Here is an 18,634-nt window from a genome sequence, read left to right on the forward strand (position 1 = left end):
TCGTCCTCCTGCGTGGGCCGCCGGGTAATCCCGGACCTTCAACCGATTTCTCGAGTACTTGCTCTTCGCGCAAGCGCTCATCGGTGACCTACGGTCTTCGGTGGAACCGGGCAAGGATAGCGCGCGATCGGCCGATCAGCCAAAACGCACACTGTCGTGGACCAGGGCGGCTGCACCCACCAGACCGGCGTCACCGCCGAGTTCGGCGGGCACCACCCGCAGCCCCCGCAGGAATTCCAGCCCCGCGTACATGGTCAGTGCCTGCCGCAACGGATCGAACAGCAGCGCGCCCGCCTTCGCGACACCACCGCCGACGACGACGAGGTCGAGGTCGCACACCGCGGCCACCGACGCGATCGTCCGCGCGACGGCGTCCGCGCCACGAGCGAACGCACGCAGCGCCACCGGGTCACCGCGGCCGGCCGCCTCGGCGAGGTCCTTCGCATCGGCGTCGGGTGCTGCGGCCCAGCCGTTGTCGTGGGCCCACCGCGCCAGGTGCGGACCCGACGCGACGGTCTCGACACAGCCGCGGCCGCCGCACGTGCACGGCGCGCCGCCGGGTTCGACGACGACATGCCCGACGTGACCGGCGTTGCCGCTGCGGCCGTGATACGGCGCGCCGTCGAGCACCAGTCCGCCGCCGATACCGGTGGACACCACCATTCCCAGCAGGAACCCGGCGCCACGGCCGGCGCCGCGCCACCACTCGCCCAGCGCCATGCACAGACCGTCGCCACCGAGCCGTACCGGCAACCCGGTCAGGTCGGCGACGCGTCGCACGATCGGGAAGTGGCTCCACTCGGCGATGTTGATGGGGCTGACGGTGCCGCCGGGGACGTCGATGGGGCCGGCGGACCCGATCCCGACCGCCGAAACCGGGCCCGGAGCCGCGTCGCGCGTCTCGGCCAGCAGCGCCGCGGCGGTGTCCCAGACGGTCTCGGCGTCGCCGTCGGGGGTGGGTTGCTGAGCCCGGTGGACGAGGGTGCCGTCGGCGTCGACGAGCCCGGCGGCGATCTTGGTGCCACCGATGTCGAGCGCCAGGACGAGGTCGTTCATCAGTGTCGATGGGTGTTGTCGGGCTGGCGGGGATCTCCGGGATGTTCGTACCCCGGCGCGAGGGTGACGAGCTCGGCACACCGCGCGTCCAGCCACCTGCGGTACTCGCGGCGGCGGGCGGCGGCCAGCAGATGCGCGGAGATCTCGGCTCGCACCTCGTCGAGGTGGGCGGGGCCCGGCGCACGCCGCCAACCGCCGACTTTGTGGCGGAAACTACTGAAGCGCAACGGGTTTCGCTCGTGGTAGTCGGCAACTGCCGCCTCGGGGACCCGGACGTCGCCGGTGACGGCGGCGAACACCGCCCTGCCGCGCCGGTCGGCCAGGGTGGCGGCCGCGACGCTTCCGACCTCCATGCGCGCGACGGCGTCGGGGAGCAGGTCGTCTGCGAAGGGTGCGGCGTCGAGGTCGACCGGACCCTGCCACATGGCGACGACCTGTTCGGCGACGAGCACCTGGGTCAGCCAGCGGCGCAGCTGCCGGGCCTCGCCGGCGCCGGGCCTCGGCAGGGCGTCTCCGCGGACCCCCGCCCGGACGGCGCGTTCGCGGGCGTCGACGTCGGCGACGGTGATGACGTGGGACCCGACGGTCGCCGCCACGGCACTCACCGAACCACCACCGGGACGGCGGGCGAGTACACCAATTCCCCCGCGCAGGCCACCCGGACCAGCGCCCACCACCGGCCCGGCTCGGCCCATACCGGTGGCGCGACGTCGAAGGCCAGCGCGAGGGTGCCGCGCCGCGGGACAACCCCGCCGACAATGTTGGGACCCAACCACTCCCATGTTCCCCAGGGCGAGATCAGGTGCGCTTCCACGGTCAGGTCGGCGTAGGAGTCGGTGCCGACGGTGACACGCAGTTGCGCGGTGTCGCCCGCCGCGATGTCGATGCCCTGCGGCTCGTCGACGAGCCGCAGCAGCGTGTCGTCGTGGTGTCCGACCGTGATCACCGCTACGTCCTCGACGGTCTGATGCCAGGACGCCGGGATCGCGCCGCCGGTGGCCGCCAGTTCGGCGCGGACCGGATACAGCCCCGGTGCGGCGCCCGTCGGAATCACCACCTCGACCGTCGACTCCAGATACTCCCCCGGCGGCAGCAGGAAGGGCATTTCGGTCACGTCCACGCGCCAGCCGGGCGGGACCTCCACCCGCACCCGGCCGTGCAGCGCGGCATCGGTGGCGTCGCTGACCGCGGTGAGCCGAAACGGGACGGTCTCACCGTCGGCAGCGGCGAGGCGGTGCGGGTGCAGGTGCGCGGCCGCGGGAAGTCCGCCCAGCGGGGCCGGGCCCCGGTTGTGCAGCCAGTACCTGGCGTACAGCGGCTGCACCGGCTCGGCTTCGGGTGCCAGCGACTGCCGGTCGGCGCCGCTGACCCGGGGAAGGTTCAGTTGTGTTCGCAGGGTGGCGATTTCGTAGCCGTGGAGTGCGCGCGCGCGGGCGGGTACCGGTTCTTCGATCAGGTTGACGTGCACCTGGTCCGAGATGTCCCGCAGCCCGGACTGCACGGTTACGTCGGTGGTGCGCCCGAGTGTCTCGACGAGGCGGACGATGATGCCGTCCGCGGGGTCGGTGCGGTGGGCACTGCCCCTCGCGGACGGATTGCCTGCGGCCTTGAGCGCGCCGATGCGCACGGTGCGCTCGGGTTGCACCTCGATCAACGAGCCCCAGGGCGGCAGACCACCGGCGCTCGGATCGTGGTGGGTGAGAACGGGCATCAGAGGCTGGTTGAATTCTGCGCTGCGGGAGGGGATGTCGCTGTCCCGCCAATCGCCGTCACCGGCGGTGAGGGCGTAGTCGAAGGTGTGGGTCCAGTGCTGCAGTGCGAAGTTCGACCCGTCGGGGGCGGTGCGCCGCGGCGGATCGATCCAGGTTCCCGACGGCCAGCCGGTGCAGGACCGCATCAGCGACGAGTGCAGGGTGCCGTCGGTCTCGACGGCGAACCCGGGAACGCCGCGATTGATCATGGCCACGGTGCGCGGCTCGAACTCCGCCTCGACGTCCTGGTCGACGAGGATCTCGGCGTCGGCCAGGTCCTCGATCAACGCGGACACCGCCGCGGCAGTGTCGCCGTCGGCGCCCACGACGAGCACGGGCAGGGCGGCCGGGTCACGCAGGTCGGCACCGGGCACCCACACCTCGCGCAGCGCCCGCGCGGCGGGCACCCACACTCTCGCAGCGCCGGCTGCACCGTCGAGAACCTGTGCGGTGAAGGAGTTCACGCCGATGCTGATGCGCATGTCCGGCAGGTTGGAGTCGACCGACAGGTCGCCGTAGCGCGGCGCGTCGGCGGCGGTGCAGGTGGCCGTCACGCCGGCCCGGCCGAGCGCGGCGATCAGGTCACCAACGGTCTCGTCACCGCCGGAACAGATCACCTCGGCGACGGAGACCGCGCGCACCGCCCCGCCGCGGAACCGCACGCGCACCGCCGAGGACAGGCCGAACCATCCGTGGGCCGGGTTGTCCAGTGTGTACGGGAACACCGCGGTGTCGACGGAGTCGGAGGATCCGGGTGGGTGAAGCAGCCCAAATCCCCGGCCGATGACGGCGTTGCCGACCTCGCTGACCGGCATGGCTCCGGGTATCGGGCAGGGCCACCGCAGCCGCAGCAGCCGGTCCTCGCCGAGGAAGTCGTCGACGGTGGTACGGCAGTCCAGTCGGTCGATCCCCTGCCACAGCGTCAAAGTCTGTGTGTAGCACAGCAATCCGGGGATCTGACCGGTGACGACGATGCGCTCGCCGAGCTCGCTGCGGTAGGCCTGCACCGAGCTCGCCGGGTGTTGCGACGACGTGAGGACCGGCCCCTTGGGCAGCAGATGCCAGGGCCCTTCCCCGGCCGTGGGATGGGCCGGGTACTCCTCGTAGACCGCCAACTCGTTGCCGACCCGCCCGTCGGCGATGAGTTCCCGTCCGCCGGCGACCAGGGAGCTGACCCCACCACCGCGGGCGAGGTCGACCGAGAGACGGTAGTGATCGTTGCCGATCTGCCTGCCTGCCAACGGTTCCCAGGACGACGGCGGATGGCCGGGCACCATCCGGTAGGAACGCCAGCCCACCGAGGGCACGTCGTGGGCGATCCAGGTCAGGGTGTGCCCGCCGTGTTCGGTCAGCACCGGCACGGGCCGGCCCTCACTGTCGACGAGCTGCCCGGACGTCGGCTCGTCGAGGTGCAGGGTGACGACATCGGAACGGTTGTGCGACAACGGGTTCCACACAACCACCGAGGCGTCCACCGCGTCGGACAACAGGGTGAGTGCGCGGTCACGGGTCGCGCTGCCCAGTTGCCACGCATCCCGCCATCCGGTGAGCAGGTCGAGATAGACCTGGTCGGACTCCGACCCGGTGATGCCGTCATGATGAGCGCCGTAGGCCAGCTGCACCCACGCTTTGGCGAGCGCGGCCTCGGGGTAGGTGGCCCCGGTCACCAGGGCGGCGAACACCGCGAACTGCTCGCCCGCGAGCACCGCGAACTCTGCGGCGCAGTTGGCCTGCTTGGTGTCGATGTAGGACACGTCCTTGCCGGTGTAGATCGGGTTCATGTCCCGGGTCTGCGGCGACGCCGTCGCGCCGGCGGCGTCCAGTTCGGCGCGCACCGCGGCGAAGAACTCGCAGGGCAGCGCGCAGACGAATCGCGGCCACGTGTAGCGGGCATTCCAGTCGCGGTGAATGTCGGTGACCCACTTGTTGGGTGGGGTGTAGTCGGTGCCGACGGGCAACAGCACGTTACGGGTCAAGGCGACCGTCTTCATCCGCGTGAACAGCTCATAGGTGGCGTCCTCTGCCTCCTGCAGTGACGGCGCCGAGTCCATCCACCAGCCCGCCGCGTAGTGCGCGGGCATGTAGTGGGTGAGCAGGCCACGCCCGGACGGGGCCATCCACTCGAACTCGCTGGCGAACTGCATGCGGGTGGGGTCGCCGACCCGCCCGTTCTCGGAAGCCATCGGACCCCACTGGTGGTGCGGTCCGCGTGCCCACGAACTCGACGTCAGGCCGGCGTCGGCGGCCATCGCCGGGAACTGGGGGTCGTGGCCGAACACGTCGAGCTGCCACGCGGTGGCCGGGTGGGCGCCGAGCACGTCGCGTTGGAAACCGGTGCCGTGCACGAAGTTCCGGATCGCCGTCTCCGGGCCGGTGAGGTTGGTGTTCGGCTCGTTGTAGGTGCCGCCCATGATCTCGACGCGGCCCTCGGAGATCAGCCTGCGCAGGTCTGCACGGTCCTCGGGGTGGGTGTCCCAGAACGGCTTGAGGTAGTCGACCTCGGCGAGCACGAATTTGTACTCCGGTTCCCGCCGGGCCATCTCCAGGTGGGCGCTGACGAGTTCGAAGCCGTTGGTCTGTCGGCATCGTCCCGGCGGGTCCTCGGTCCACGTGCTGGTGTAGGCCGCCTGGGTGTTCCACCACACCGGGTCGTAGTGGAAATGGCTGACCATGAAAACGGTCCAGCCTGGCTCGGCGTCGATGAAGTCGAAGTCGACCGTGCCGTCCCCCGTGACGGCGCGGGCAGCGCGCCGCTGCCCGGGTCGTGGATCGCCCACGCGGACGGCCACTTCCACCAGCGTGCCGCCGGGACCGGCCACCGCATCCGCGACGGTCTGCAGGCCGGGTCCCTCGACGCGCACCCGTGTCGGCGCGGAGCAGCCCCGGTAGGTCACCCGCACCACCTGAAGCGGGGCGTCCGGGGGTCCGGTGAACAGCTCCGTCGACTCGGCGGAGGTGATGTCCACGCCAGCACCCTACGACGTTCACCACCCACGATGTCGGTGATCGGTTCAGCCCGGCATCCGGTTGGCTGTGGATTAGCTGTATGCGGCCGAAGACACTGTGGCATCATCGGTTGCTCCAGGTACGAAACGTTCGATGATTCCGTGACTGAAGGAGACTGCCGATGACCGCCCCCTCTCGAGCCCTCGCCCGTACCGCGAAAGTGCTCGGAATCGCAGGCATCGGCGCGTTCGGCGCCGCCGCCTTCATCGGTCTGGGTGCCGGCGCGGCCGGCGCGGACATCAGGAACGTCGCTCCGGGCCCGACCGTGAAGAGCAGGCAGGCGTCCGAGAACTCGGTGATCCGGATCAACGACTTCGGTGTCGCCCGCGGCATCTCCGAGGCCCGCGTCGGCGACGCCGGTGTCGTCAGCGCCCAGGGCGAGGTCCGCGACGGCACCAAGGCGGTCGTCGGCAGCAAGTCCAGGCCGTTCCGCGGCGGCTTCCCCGCCGGTCCGGCCATCGGCGACTGGTGATCTGAGGGCTGACCCTCACGTTCGGCACGCGCGGGCGATCCGTCCGGCGACCCGCTGCGCCGCCTCGATGACCTCGGGCGGTTCCAGCACTTCGAAGTCACATCCCGGCATGGCCAGCCACGGCACCATGCGTTCGGGGTCGTCCGCGCCCGCGGTCAGGATGCACGCGTCCGGCCCCTCCGGTTCGATGTGCACCGATGCCGCCGAAAACGCTTGCGCCACCACGTCGTGCGGCGCGAAGTAGCGCACCCGGGCGATGTACGGATACGGCGAGGACGAGATGGACCGGCGCACGTAGGAGGCCGCGTCGGGGGCGTCGCGCGGGGTGAAGGTGCTGCCCACCGCGCGCACCTGCGACATCCGGTCCAACCGCAGGCTGCGCCAGTCGACGCGGTCGCGGTCGAAGCACATCAGATACCAGCGCCGCCCGGTCGTCACGAGGTGGTAGGGCTCCAGCCTGCGCTGCGTGACGTTGCCGCGGATGTCCACGTAGTCCGCGGTGACGTGCTCGTGGTCGCGGCTGGCGCGGGCCAGCGTCATCAGCACGTCGGGCTCGACCGGGGTGTCGGTCGCTGCTCCCAGCGTCACCGTCGCGTCATGCACGGCGGCCACCTGCGAGCGCAGCCGTGCGGGCATGACCTGGTCGAGCTTGCTCAGCGCCCGCAGCGCCGACTCCCCCACCCCGGCCACGCTGCCGCCCGCGGCCACCCGCAGGCACACGGCCATGGCGACGGCTTCCTCCGGGTCGAGCAGCAGCGGCGGCAGCGCCGCCCCGGCCCCGAGCTGGTAGCCGCCGCCGTGACCGGTGCTGGCGTGCACCGGATAGCCGAGCTCCCGCAGCCGGTCGACGTCGCGCCGGACGCTGCGGGTGGTGACCCCGAGCCGTCCGGCGAGCTCCTCGCCGCTCCACACCCGGCGGGACTGCAGCAGCCCCAGCAGCTGCAGGACCCGACCGGTCGTTTCGGACATGCCACCAGTCTGCCGCAGTCTTAGGACAGAACCTGTCCTAAAGTCTTGGCAGAGTGGTGTTCATGAGCAGCGACCTGACGTCCCACCTGGCAGAGCAGCTCGACTGGCACTGGACCCGGCAACTCCGACCACGCCTCGACGGGCTGACCGACGACGAGTACTTCTTCGAGCCCGTGCCCGGCTGCTGGACCCTGCGGAGGGACGGCCCGCGGATGATTCCAGACTTCGCGTATCCGCCGCCGCAACCCGAGCCGTTCACCACCATCGCCTGGCGGATGGCGCATGTGATCGTCGGCGTGCTCGCGGCGCGCACCCACGCACATTTCGGCGGCCCGCCGGCCGACTACCTGTCGTGGGAGTACGCCACCGACGCCGACACCGGCCTTCGCCAGCTCGACGACGCCTACCGCGGCTGGATGGCCGGGGTGCGCGGCCTCGACGACGCCGATCTCGCCAAGCCGTGCGGACCCGCCGAGGGACCGTGGGCGGACGCACCGATGACGGCGCTGATCCTGCACATCAACCGCGAAGTGATCCACCACGGAGCCGAAATCGCTTTGCTCCGTGATCTGTACGTCCACACCACCACGAAGGAGCACTGAACATGGCCGCCATGCCCCCGCCGATCGCCGACGAGCGCGCCGGACTCAAGGAGTACCTGAGCGCCCAGCAGTACGCGTTCCACGCGATCGCGTTCGGCCTCACCGACGACCAGGCGCGGTCCAAGCCGTCGGTCAGCGCGATGTCGATCGGCGGGCTGATCAAGCACGTCACCTCGTGCCAGCGCGGCTGGATGGAGCGGGTGGCCGCCGCCCCCGAACTCTGTGACAGCGACAAGCGCCCGATGGAGGATCAGGCCGCCGATTACGGGGATGAGTTCGTGATGCGCGACGACGAGACGCTGGCCGACATCCTGGCCGCGTTCGACCGGCAGAACGCCGACACGATCCGGCTGGTGGAGACCTCGGACCTGGGCGCGGCGGTGCCGATTCCCCGGCATGTGCCGTGGTTTCCCAAGGACGTGCCGGCCTGGTCGGTGCGCTGGGTGTTCTTCCACATGATCGAGGAGCTCGCCCGGCACGCGGGCCAGGGCGACATCATCCGCGAGAGCATCGACGGCGCCACGCTCTACGAATTGCTGGCCGGGCTGGAGGGCTGGCCGGAGACCGAGTGGCTCAAGCCCTTCACCCCCGCCTGACCTCCCCGCCGAAATTGCATTCCAGCAGGCCCTCACTCGAAAAACCTCTGCTGGAATGCAATTTCGGCGCTCAGGAAACTCAGCGCAGTACGAGGCGGAGCGCGTAGCCGACGACGGCGTCGAGGTCGTCGCCGAGGTGCCCGGCCAGCCATTGCTGCGCCAGCTCGGCCATCGCGCCGGTGTACATCGCAGCGCCGACCATCGCCGCGGTCGGGTCGGAGTCCGGATGCAGTCGCCAGCCCTCGGTCAGTACCGCTTCCCGCAACAGATCCTGGGTCGCGGCCCGGCGCTGCGTCAGCACGGGGTTGGCCCGCGCATCGGTGAACAACACCCGGCCGCGGCGGGGGTCGGCGGAACTGAAATGCAGCACCGCGGTCATCCCGGCCCGCGTGCGCGCGGGCAACGAGGCGCCGGCCCCGGACATGGCGGCCTCGACCACCTCGGCCAGCTCGGCACTGACCCGGTCATACACCGCGCCGAGCAGGTCATCGGTGTCGGTGAAGCTCTCGTAGAAGTAGCGGGTGTTCAGCCCGGCTTCCCGCGACACCGACCGCACCGACAGCGCCTGCTCGCCGCCGTCCCCGAACAGCCGGAACGCGGCGTCGACGAGCAACGCCCGTCGTTCCGCGCGTCGGTCGGTCAGCGGCACCCCCGCCCACCGGGTCGGGGTGGCCGCAGGTCTGGACGCGGCGCTGGACACGGCTACAGCGTAGGCCCGGCGACATCGGATCTGGCCACAACCGTGCCCAGACGATATTCTGGTGACACCCGTGACCACTCTTCGGAGGCGCCGAATGTTCCTTCCACACCAGATCGCTCATCAGACCGTCCAGAACGTGGTGGACAAACAGTTCGACCGGTACATCCGCACGCGCTTCTTCCGCGGCATGGAATTCGCGGGTCCGGTCGGCGACCCCGGCTGGTTCGGCCCGGGCAGCGCCGTCTGGCATGTGCACTCCCACATGGAGACGCTGGTGTTCGGGTTGCAGTGCGCGGCGTTCATCGAGCGCCTCGACCCGTCGATCTACTGGATGGGCATCCACCACTCCCGGCTGGTCAAACCGGAGTCCAAGGACAATCCGATGCCGGAGGTCGAGCTGGAGGGCATCCTCGCGCGGTTGGGCCATTCGATCGCGTTCTTCATCGGCACCGCCTACGGCTCCACCGCGACAGCCGAGCGCCTGGCGCTGGCGGTGCGATCGATGCACCACACGGTCAAGGGCACCCGCCCGGACGGCGCACGCTACGACGCCGACGACCCGGAATGGCTGCGCTGGAACTACGCGACCGTGGTGTGGGGCATCGCCACCGCGCACGAGCTCTACCATCCGCAGCCGCTGCGCGGCAGGAAGCTCGACCGTTATTACGGCGAGTTCGTCCGCGTCGGGCATGCCCTCGGCGGCACCGACCTGCCGACCACCAAAGCGGAGACCCTGGACTGTCTGAAGTCCTACCTGCCCAAGCTCGCCGTCACCTACGGCACCGCGATGGCCACCGGGCCCAATCTGCCGCTGCCGCTGGCGGCGCTGAACTGGGCGGTCCGCGACACCATGCCGCCGTGGGCCAAGGGCCTGATCCAGCACAGCGACCCGAACATCCTGGAACGCACCGCCCGCCGGGCGGCGGTGTGGTCGATCCTCAACGGCCTGCACGTCGCGTCGGGTCCGCTGCCGGAGTTCGAACAGGCCAAGGCGCGCGTCGCCGACGGACTCGATCCCGAGCTCGCGCCCCACACGATGCCGACGTACCGTCCGGGCGACGATCCGGTCCGCACCCGCACCGAACTCGAAGACGCCTTCGCCTGAGCGCCGCGAATGGGTTAGCGTGAAAGACGCCGGGGGGCAGACGCGAGTTCGAACGAATTCACCGAGGGGGAGATTCGATGAGAAAGTTCCTCGCCGCCGGTTGTGTCGCGGCGTCGATGCTGACCGCGGGAGCGATCGGGATGGCCGGAGCCGCGGCCCAGCCCGAGGAGATGGAAATGCCGTCCTTCGAGGGCATGACGCTGCAGACGGCCAAGGAGATGTTCGCCGGCTTGACCGGCCGTGAGCTCGGCACCAGGGTCATCAACACCAACTCCCACATCGCGATGAACCCGGCGAGCTGGGAGGTGTGCGGTCAGAAACCCTCGCCCGGTGCGGCGCTGACCCCGCAGACCTCCGCCGCGGTGGCCGTCGCCCCGCCTGGAATGTGTGCCGCCTGAGCCGCATTTTTTACCCAGACCGCGGGTTTTGAGACACTGCAGGCATGACTGCACCGCGGAATACCCCACACCGCGACGTTGCCCGTCTGGACCGGGTACCGATTCCGGCCGAGGCAGCCCGCATCGGAGCCACCGGCTGGCAGATCACCCGGACCGGCGCGCGTGTCGTGACCAAGCTGGCCGGGCGCGGCTCGCTCCAGCAGAAGATCGTCAAGGAGATGCCGCAGGCGTTCGCCGACCTCGGACCCACGTACGTCAAGTTCGGTCAGATCATCGCGTCGAGTCCCGGCGCGTTCGGTGAGCCGCTGAGCCGTGAGTTCCGCAGCCTGCTGGACCGGGTGCCGCCCGCCGACACCACCGCGGTGCACAAACTCTTCCGCGAGGAACTCGGCGACGAACCACAGAACCTGTTCAAGTCGTTCGACGACAAGCCGTTCGCGTCGGCGTCCATCGCCCAGGTGCACTACGCCACGCTGCACTCCGGCGAGGAAGTGGTGGTCAAGATCCAGCGGCCCGGCATCCGCCGCCGGGTCGCCGCCGACCTGCAGATCCTCAAGCGCGGTGCGCGGCTGGTGGAGTTCGCCAAGCTCGGACAGCGGCTGTCCGCACAGGACGTGGTGGCCGATTTCGCCGACAACCTGGCCGAGGAACTCGACTTCCGGCTGGAGGCCCAGTCGATGGACGCCTGGGTCGCGCACATGCACGCCTCGCCGCTGGGCCGCAACATCCGGGTACCGCAGGTCTACTGGGACCTGACCAGTGAGCGGGTGTTGACGATGGAGCGGGTGACCGGCGTGCGCATCGACGATGTCGCCGCGATCCGCAAGAAGGGCTTCGACGGCACCGAGTTGGTCAAGGCGCTGCTGTTCAGCGTGTTCGAAGGCGGCCTGCGGCACGGTCTGTTCCACGGCGACCTGCATGCGGGCAACCTGTACGTCGACGACGACGGCAAGATCGTGTTCTTCGACTTCGGCATCATGGGCCGCATCGATCCACGCACCCGCTGGCTGCTGCGCGAACTGGTGTACGCGTTGCTGGTCAAGAAAGACCACGCCGCCGCAGGCAAGATCGTCGTGCTGATGGGCGCCGTCGGCACCATGAAACCCGAAGCCGAGGCTGCCAAGGATCTGGAGAAGTTCGCCACTCCCCTGACGCTGAAGTCGTTGGGCGACTTGAGTTATGCCGAGATCGGCAAGCAGCTCTCGGCGCTGGCCGACGCATACGACGTGAAGCTGCCCCGCGAGCTGGTGCTCATCGGCAAGCAGTTCCTCTACGTGGAGCGCTACATGAAGCTGCTGGCACCCAAGTGGCAGATGATGAGCGATCCCGCGTTGACGGGCTACTTCGCGAACTTCATGGTCGAGGTCAGCCGCGAGCATTCCGACGACGTGGAAGCCTGATGCAGATCCGCTCCGGCACGGCCAAGTCCGGCGACCTGGACATCTTCTACGAGGACATGGGCGACCTCAACGACCCGGCAGTCCTGTTGATCATGGGCCTGGGCGCCCAGTTGTTGTTGTGGCGCAACGGTTTCTGCGAGAAGCTCATCAACCAGGGACTTCGGGTGATCCGGTTCGACAACCGCGACGTCGGGTTGTCGTCGAAGCTGCACCATCACCGTTCCGGCGCCCCGCTGCTGCCCCGGATGGCGCGGTCGTTCGTCGGGCGCCCCAGCCCGGCGGCGTACACGCTGGAGGACATGGCCGACGACGCGGCGGCACTGCTCGACCATCTCGGCATCGACACCGCCCACGTGGTCGGCGGCTCGATGGGCGGGATGATCGCCCAGGTCTTCGCCGCCCGCCATCGCGCCCGCACCGGGGCGCTCGGCGTGATCTTCTCCAGCAACAACCAGGCGGCACTGCCCCCGCCCGGGCCGCGTCAACTCGCGGCAATTCTGCAGCGCCCCAAGGTTTCTGACCGGGAGGCGATCATCGAGAACGCGGTGCGGGTCAGCAGGATCATCGGCAGCCCCGGCTATCCGGCGGCCGAAGAACGGCTGCGCGCCGACGCGATCGAAGGCTACGACCGCAGCTACTACCCGGCCGGGGTGGGCAGGCATTTCGCGGCGATTCTGGGCAGCGGCAGCCTGCGGCGCTACGACCGCCAGATCACCGCTCCGACGGTCGTCATTCACGGCACGGCGGACAAACTGATGCGGCCCTCCGGCGGCCGTGCGATCGCCCGCGCGATCCCACGGGCCCGCCTCGTTCTCTTCGACGGAATGGGTCACGAACTTCCCGAACCGCTGTGGGACGACATCGTCGGAGAACTGAAGACCACATTCGCCGAAATTTCTTGATTCACACGCGTCAAGTAGCCCCGGACGACGCGCGGCTTGACTCGTTCGAAGCACCAAAGGTTAGGCTGGGCCCTTCAGGACGCGTGTTTGCAGAAGGACGGGCCGCGTCTTCGGTACGGTCTTCCACATCGATATTTCGACGGGAAGCGCGGAGCAGGGGAAATATGTCTGACCAATCCAGCGGCACGAAGGATATGACTCCTCATTTCGAGGACATCCAGGCCCACTACGACCTGTCGGACGACTTCTTCGGCGTGTTCCAGGATCCGACCCGCAAGTACAGCTGCGCGTACTTCACCGGGCCGGATGTCACGTTGTCCGAGGCGCAGATCGCCAATGTCGACCAGCACCTGGACAAGCTGGACCTCAAGCCGGGCATGACGCTGCTCGAGGTCGGCTGCGGCTGGGGCCTGACGCTGCAGCGGGCGATGGAGAAGTACGACGTCAATGTCATCGGCCTGACCCTGTCGAAGAACCAGAAGGCCTACTGCGATCAGCTGCTGAGCAAGCTCGACACGGAGCGCACGTTCGACGTCCGGCTGGAGGGCTGGGAGCAGTTCCACTCCCCCGTCGACCGGATCGTCTCGATCGAGGCCTTCGAGCACTTCGGGTTCGAGCGCTACGACGACTTCTTCAAGACCTGTTTTGACATCCTGCCCGAGGACGGCCGGATGACGATCCAGAGCAGCGTCGGCTACCACCCTTACGACCTGGCCGAACGCGGCAAGAAGCTGACGTTCGAGCTGGCCCGCTTCATCAAGTTCATGATCACCGAGATCTTCCCGGGCGGCCGCCTCCCGACCACCCAGATGATGATCGAGCACGGCGAGAAGGCCGGTTTCGTGGTCCCCGACGCGCTGTCGCTGCGTAACCACTACATCAAGACGCTCGGCATCTGGGCCGACCGCCTGGAGCAGAACAAGGACGCGGCCATCGCCGCGACCGACGAGGAGAACTACCGCCGCTACATGCGGTACCTGAAGGGCTGCCAGTACTACTTCATCGACGAGGCGATCGACGTCAGCCTGGTGACCTACCTCAAGCCCGGCGTCGCCGCGTAGCAACCTCGCAACGAAGAATCCCCCGCACGCCTGATTGCGGGGGATTCTCCGTGTCGGCCCTCAGGCCGCGGCTGCGGTGTTGACGCTGGTGTCGTCGACCTCAGCGGCACCGGTGTCGGTGTCGTCGGTCGTCTCGGAGTCCGCATCCTCGTCGTCCACCGTGACCTCGTCCTCGGTCACGACGTCGGTCGTTTCCTCGGTCACGACGTCGGTGGCCTCCTCGGTCGCGTCCTCGGCGCCGTCGGCGCCGGAGACGTCCTCGGCCACGGCCTGCTCCTCGTCGCCGGCCACGTCCTCGGGCGCGACGCCGTCCTCCTCCACGGTGGCGGTGCCCTCGCCGTCTGTGGTGTCGTCGGTCGCGACGGCCGCCGCGGTGTCACCGGCTTCGACGTCGGTCTCCGGAGCCGTCGTCTCCTCGCCGGCGGATTCCGCGGGCCTCGACCGGTCGAGCGAAGCCGTCTCCTCGGGAATGAAGTTCTTGATGAACGCCTCGACGCCCTTGACGGCCGCCACCGCCAGATCCACTCCCACCTTCAGCCAGTTCTGAAAGATCTTGAACGGCAGGATGGATAACGCGCGCGAGATCCCCGGGTCACCGCTCCAGTCGAACCCGAGATCGACGAACTCGCGTAGCACCGGTTCGGCCAGGTCGATGAACGGCTCGGCCAGCCATCCGATTCCCAGCGAATCGGCAAGCGAGCGAACCAGATCCGTCAACGGCAGGCTGGTCGCCGGAATCATGATGTAGCTGTTGCCGAAGCTGTCGGTACGGCAGTTGGCCGGGCTGAGCCCGCAGTCGAGTTGCGGCGCCAGGGTGGCGTCGGTGTAGCCGTACGGCATTGGGTTGTCGTTGTTCTGATTCGGCGCCAGGTAGTAGCCGTGCACCGTGTCGAACGCGGCGATCATGTTCACGATGGCGAACGGGTTCCCCCAGTACAGGGGGGCATAGACCACCGGGTCGTACTCGAAACCGATTGTGGTGGTGGGTATTCCGGTATCCGTCGGCATCGCCGGGTCGAACGACAGGTCCAGGATCGGGACAGGCTCGCCCAGCAGGTAGCGCAGCCACGCCAGCCGCTGCCACATCCCGCCGTCAGGATTCTCGATACCGCCGATGGTGACGACGTTGAGCCGGCTCTTGACGTCCTCGGACAGATCGGTGAGCTGGGTCAGTGCGTTGGCGACTACCGCGCCGCCCTGGGAATAGCCGAAGACGAAAACCTCCTCGGCCGACTCTGCGGCGAGGAACGGCGACAGCGCAGCCAAGAGATTCTCGGTGCCCTCGCCGACCGACACGTCCCACTTCTCGCACCGGCCGGGCACACACCAACCGGGCAGGAACGACAGCGGCCAGAACGACGCCGGATAGGGGATCCCCACCAGGTCGGGGTCGGCGCATTCGCCGGGATCTGTGCAGACGATCCCGTCGATGTACCTGTTCCAGGCGTTCTCGCGGTAGCCGGCGACGACGTCCGAGTCCGGGGTACCGGTTCCCGGCACGATCAGCGCGGTGGCGCCCAGGGCCAGGGCCGAGACGAACACCGACGCGATGCCCAGGACCACCGCGGTGACCAGGGAGAGGACGACGAGTACCAGCGCACGGGCCTGATTACGCATCCGTCAACGATCACACACCGCAGCCCGACCGGGACAGCGAATCAGCAAACTCGTCCGGGCATTTGTTGCAGGCGCAGCAATCGGAAAACCATAGGGAAATACCCGATTCCTCGCGGCCCGGCCGTCGCTACCGTCGGGGAATGGGCGACGTGCGCAGCGCGATGAACTTCCTCGCAGAGTGGTACCTGCCCGACCTGGCGGAGACGACCGTCGACGACATCGTCACGCGGCTGGACGCGGCGGCTGCCGCCGTCAGCGGCGGCGGCGAACACGTCCGGCTGGTGGTGACGCTCTCGGTGCCGACCGACGAGGTGCTGTACGGCCTGTTCGACGCCGATTCACCCGACGCCGTGATCGCCACCTGCGCGCGCGCCGGCGTTCCTCATCAGCGTCTGTCCACCCACGTGGTCGCGCGCATCGTCACCGGAGCGGCCTGAACGGCACCCGGTGCCATTCCTTTGCCTGCCGCCTCCGCGCACTGGTCGCGGTGCGCTGAAGAGGGAAATGCGTTGCGCGAAAGCCGAGGAAGACCCTGCTCACGCAGGTGGTCCGAATTCTTCGGCAATCAACGAACCAATTGACGTCGGCGATGCTATGTTGCTGCTCGAGGGTGCTCTTCGGTCGCCGCGTCGCGGTTCGCCAGGGGGATGCCGTCGGCCTCTGGCCGTGATGCCCGACTAGCCGTTCGTGGGGGGCGGTGGGTCGGGCGGGGCCGGAAGCAGGCGATCGAGGAGCACTCTCGAAGACGATTCAAAGCGAGAAACCCCGCACCGATGGTGCGGGGTTTCTCGTTGTCTGGGGGCCTACTCCTCCGGCCCGATGGTCGGATCCGGCTCCGCCTACTCCTCCGGCCCGATGGTCGGATCCGGCTCCGCCTACTCCTCCGTGAAATTACGGGTGATCGACGGGTCCACCGGGATTCCCGGGCCCGTGGTCGTCGAGACGACGACCTTCTTGAGGTAGCGGCCCTTCGAGGAGGACGGCTTGGCACGCAGCACCTCGTCGAGCGCCGCGCCGTAGTTCTCGGCGAGCTTGCTCTCGTCGAAGGAGGCCTTGCCGATCACGAAGTGCAGGTTGGCCTGCTTGTCGACGCGGAAGTTGATCTTGCCGCCCTTGATGTCCGACACGGCCTTGGCCACGTCGGGTGTCACGGTGCCGGTCTTCGGGTTGGGCATCAGGCCACGGGGGCCGAGGATGCGGGCGATGCGGCCGACCTTGGCCATCTGGTCGGGCGTGGCGATCGCGGCGTCGAAGTCGAGGAAGCCGCCCTGGATCTTCTCGATCAGGTCGTCGCTGCCGACGATGTCGGCGCCGGCGGCCTCGGCCTGCTCGGCCTTGTCGCCGACGGCGAAGACGGCGACGCGCGCGGTCTTACCGGTGCCGTGCGGCAGGTTCACGGTGCCGCGCACCATCTGGTCGGCCTTGCGGGGGTCGACGCCGAGCCGGATCGCGACCTCGACGGTGGCGTCCTGCTTCTTCGACGACGTCTCCTTGGCCAGCTTCGCGGCCTCCAGAGGCGAGTAGAGCCGGGTCTTGTCGACCTTCTCGGCGGCTTCTTTGTAGGCCTTGCTGTTCTTGCTCATTGGTATCTCCTAGGTTTCAGAAGTTGTGGTTGCGAGCCGATGCCAGCTCTCCCACGGATTACGGCGTCGAGACTGCGTTCAGGGCGGTGGATACTCGGACCTTCCCGCCGTCACCGCAATCTCGACGGTTAATCGACAGCTACTCGACAGTGATGCCCATGGACCGGGCGGTGCCGGCGATGATCTTCGCGGCGGCGTCGATGTCGTTGGCGTTGAGATCTTCCTTCTTGGTTTCGGCGATCTCGCGCACCTGGTCCCACGTCACCTTGGCGACCTTGGTCTTGTGCGGCTCACCGGAACCCTTCGGCACACCGGCGGCCTTGAGCAGCAGCTTGGCGGCGGGCGGGGTCTTCAGTGCGAACGTGAAGCTGCGGTCCTCGTAGACGGTGATCTCCACGGGGATGACGTTCCCGCGCTGCGCCTCGGTGGCAGCGTTGTACGCCTTGCAGAACTCCATGATGTTGACGCCGTGCTGACCGAGTGCGGGTCCGACCGGCGGGGCGGGGTTGGCCTGCCCGGCCTGGATCTGCAGCTTGATCAGCCCGACGACCTTCTTCTTCGGGGGCATGGCTGTGCTTTCCTTTTTCTTCCGGTGGGCTTGACGGCCCTGTTAAATCTTGGCGACCTGGTTGAAGGTCAGTTCGACCGGCGTCTCACGGCCGAAGATCGACACCAGCACCTTGAGCTTCTGCTGTTCGGCGTTGACCTCGCTGATCGAGGCAGGCAGCGTGGCGAACGGACCGTCCATGACGGTGACGGACTCGCCGACCTCGAAGTCGACCTCGATGACGGGCCGCTCGATGCCGCCGGCCTCCGATGACGCAGCCGCTGCAGCCGACGTGGCTGCCTTGCCGGGCTTCTTGGCCGCGGCGGGCGGCAGCAGGAACTTCACCACGTCGTCCAGCGACAGCGGCGAGGGACGCGAGGTCGCGCCGACGAACCCGGTCACACCCGGGGTGTTGCGCACCGCGCCCCACGACTCGTCGTTGAGCTCCATGCGGACCAGGATGTAGCCGGGCAGCACCTTGCGGTTGACCTGCTTGCGCTGGCCGTTCTTGATCTCGGTGACCTCTTCGGTGGGCACCTCGACCTGGAAGATGTAGTCGCCGACGTCCAGGTTCTGCACGCGGGTCTCGAGGTTGGCCTTCACCTTGTTCTCGTAACCGGCGTACGAATGGATGACGTACCACTCGCCCGGCTTGAGACGCAGCTCCTTCTTGAGCGCGACTGCGGGGTCCTCGTCCTCTTCATCGGCACCCTCGGCGGCGTCGGTCGCCTCGGCAGGCGCGGCGTCCTCGTCGCTGCCCACGGCCTCGGCGTCGGCACCAGCCCGAACCTCGGCGTTGGTCTCGTCGACGTCGATGGTGTCGACGGTGTCGCCCGAAGGCGCTTCCCCGTCGAAGCTAGTCACGTGTC

18 protein-coding genes are annotated in these 18,634 nt (G+C 68.5%); 9 read left to right on the top strand and 9 right to left on the bottom strand.

Translation table 11 applies throughout. The annotated features are described in order from the left end of the window. Positions 1 to 135 precede the first annotated feature (135 nt). The 3 genes from BN976_RS09720 to BN976_RS09730 are packed head-to-tail and all read right to left on the bottom strand — an operon-like array spanning position 136 to position 5,773. The gene (locus BN976_RS09720; RefSeq protein ID WP_011778519.1) at positions 136 to 1,056 is read right to left on the bottom strand and encodes an ROK family protein; all 921 of its coding nucleotides are present in this window, start codon (positions 1,054 to 1,056) and stop codon (positions 136 to 138) included. After that, entirely contained in the window at positions 1,056 to 1,661 is a 606-nt protein-coding gene (locus BN976_RS09725) for a DUF7158 domain-containing protein (protein WP_011778518.1), read from the bottom strand. The genes BN976_RS09720 and BN976_RS09725 overlap by 1 nt, the downstream gene beginning before the upstream one ends. Beyond that, entirely contained in the window at positions 1,658 to 5,773 is a 4,116-nt protein-coding gene (locus BN976_RS09730; RefSeq protein ID WP_011778517.1) for a glycoside hydrolase family 38 N-terminal domain-containing protein, read from the bottom strand. The genes BN976_RS09725 and BN976_RS09730 overlap by 4 nt, the downstream gene beginning before the upstream one ends. A gap of 161 nt (positions 5,774 to 5,934) precedes the next feature. On the opposite strand from BN976_RS09730, the gene BN976_RS09735 reads away from it, so the two are divergent. Beyond that, complete coding sequence (locus BN976_RS09735) at positions 5,935 to 6,285, top strand: hypothetical protein (RefSeq protein WP_011778516.1); 351 nt, start codon at positions 5,935 to 5,937, stop codon at positions 6,283 to 6,285. A gap of 15 nt (positions 6,286 to 6,300) precedes the next feature. On the opposite strand, the gene BN976_RS09740 is transcribed toward BN976_RS09735, so the two are convergent. Further along, positions 6,301 to 7,254 (bottom strand): helix-turn-helix transcriptional regulator, encoded by a 954-nt coding sequence (locus BN976_RS09740; protein WP_011778515.1) that lies wholly within the window; start codon positions 7,252 to 7,254, stop codon positions 6,301 to 6,303. 62 nt (positions 7,255 to 7,316) lie between these two features. Between BN976_RS09740 and BN976_RS09745 the strand changes: the two genes are divergently transcribed. Both BN976_RS09745 and BN976_RS09750 read left to right on the top strand, forming a co-directional pair. Beyond that, positions 7,317 to 7,856 (top strand): DinB family protein, encoded by a 540-nt coding sequence (locus tag BN976_RS09745; RefSeq protein WP_011778514.1) that lies wholly within the window; start codon positions 7,317 to 7,319, stop codon positions 7,854 to 7,856. Positions 7,857 to 7,858: 2 nt separating this feature from the next. After that, positions 7,859 to 8,452, top strand: coding sequence for a DinB family protein (locus BN976_RS09750; RefSeq protein WP_011778513.1), 594 nt, complete (start codon positions 7,859 to 7,861; stop codon positions 8,450 to 8,452). Between the two features lie 79 nt (positions 8,453 to 8,531). Here the strand turns inward: BN976_RS09750 and BN976_RS09755 are convergent, their stop codons facing one another. Further along, positions 8,532 to 9,152 carry a TetR/AcrR family transcriptional regulator gene (locus tag BN976_RS09755; protein WP_011778512.1) on the bottom strand — a complete coding sequence of 207 codons (621 nt, stop codon included), beginning with the start codon at positions 9,150 to 9,152 and terminating at the stop codon, positions 8,532 to 8,534. A gap of 94 nt (positions 9,153 to 9,246) precedes the next feature. On the opposite strand from BN976_RS09755, the gene BN976_RS09760 reads away from it, so the two are divergent. The 5 genes from BN976_RS09760 (at position 9,247) to BN976_RS09780 (ending at position 14,018) form a co-directional block, all read left to right on the top strand. Then, positions 9,247 to 10,257: an oxygenase MpaB family protein gene (locus BN976_RS09760; protein WP_011778511.1), complete on the top strand. Its 1,011-nt coding sequence runs from the start codon at positions 9,247 to 9,249 to the stop codon at positions 10,255 to 10,257. A gap of 77 nt (positions 10,258 to 10,334) precedes the next feature. Continuing rightward, positions 10,335 to 10,655: a hypothetical protein gene (locus BN976_RS09765; protein WP_011778510.1), complete on the top strand. Its 321-nt coding sequence runs from the start codon at positions 10,335 to 10,337 to the stop codon at positions 10,653 to 10,655. 44 nt (positions 10,656 to 10,699) lie between these two features. Next, a complete protein-coding gene (locus tag BN976_RS09770) occupies positions 10,700 to 12,055 on the top strand; it encodes an ABC1 kinase family protein (protein WP_036370201.1) in 1,356 nt (451 codons plus the stop codon). After that, positions 12,055 to 12,957: an alpha/beta fold hydrolase gene (locus tag BN976_RS09775; protein WP_036370202.1), complete on the top strand. Its 903-nt coding sequence runs from the start codon at positions 12,055 to 12,057 to the stop codon at positions 12,955 to 12,957. Before BN976_RS09770 ends, BN976_RS09775 begins: the two co-directional genes overlap by 1 nt. 164 nt (positions 12,958 to 13,121) lie before the next feature. Further along, on the top strand, positions 13,122 to 14,018 hold the full coding sequence (locus BN976_RS09780) for a cyclopropane mycolic acid synthase family methyltransferase (RefSeq protein ID WP_011778507.1): 897 nt from the start codon (positions 13,122 to 13,124) through the stop codon (positions 14,016 to 14,018). A gap of 60 nt (positions 14,019 to 14,078) precedes the next feature. Here the strand turns inward: BN976_RS09780 and BN976_RS09785 are convergent, their stop codons facing one another. Further along, entirely contained in the window at positions 14,079 to 15,635 is a 1,557-nt protein-coding gene (locus BN976_RS09785) for a PE-PPE domain-containing protein (protein WP_036370203.1), read from the bottom strand. A gap of 140 nt (positions 15,636 to 15,775) precedes the next feature. Here BN976_RS09785 and BN976_RS09790 point away from each other — a divergent pair, with 140 nt between their 5' ends. Beyond that, on the top strand, positions 15,776 to 16,072 hold the full coding sequence (locus tag BN976_RS09790; RefSeq protein ID WP_036370204.1) for a hypothetical protein: 297 nt from the start codon (positions 15,776 to 15,778) through the stop codon (positions 16,070 to 16,072). A gap of 438 nt (positions 16,073 to 16,510) precedes the next feature. On the opposite strand, the gene rplA is transcribed toward BN976_RS09790, so the two are convergent. From rplA to nusG, 3 genes are all read right to left on the bottom strand, one after another. After that, positions 16,511 to 17,218, bottom strand: coding sequence for a 50S ribosomal protein L1 (gene rplA / locus BN976_RS09795; RefSeq protein ID WP_011778504.1), 708 nt, complete (start codon positions 17,216 to 17,218; stop codon positions 16,511 to 16,513). Between the two features lie 139 nt (positions 17,219 to 17,357). Next, a complete protein-coding gene (gene rplK / locus BN976_RS09800) occupies positions 17,358 to 17,786 on the bottom strand; it encodes a 50S ribosomal protein L11 (protein WP_011778503.1) in 429 nt (142 codons plus the stop codon). A gap of 42 nt (positions 17,787 to 17,828) precedes the next feature. Then, entirely contained in the window at positions 17,829 to 18,629 is an 801-nt protein-coding gene (gene nusG, locus BN976_RS09805; RefSeq protein WP_036370205.1) for a transcription termination/antitermination protein NusG, read from the bottom strand. Between the last annotated feature and the right edge of the window lie 5 nt (positions 18,630 to 18,634).

It is taken from the genome of Mycolicibacterium austroafricanum (genome assembly GCF_000612725.1).
GTDB lineage: Bacteria > Actinomycetota > Actinomycetes > Mycobacteriales > Mycobacteriaceae > Mycobacterium > Mycobacterium austroafricanum.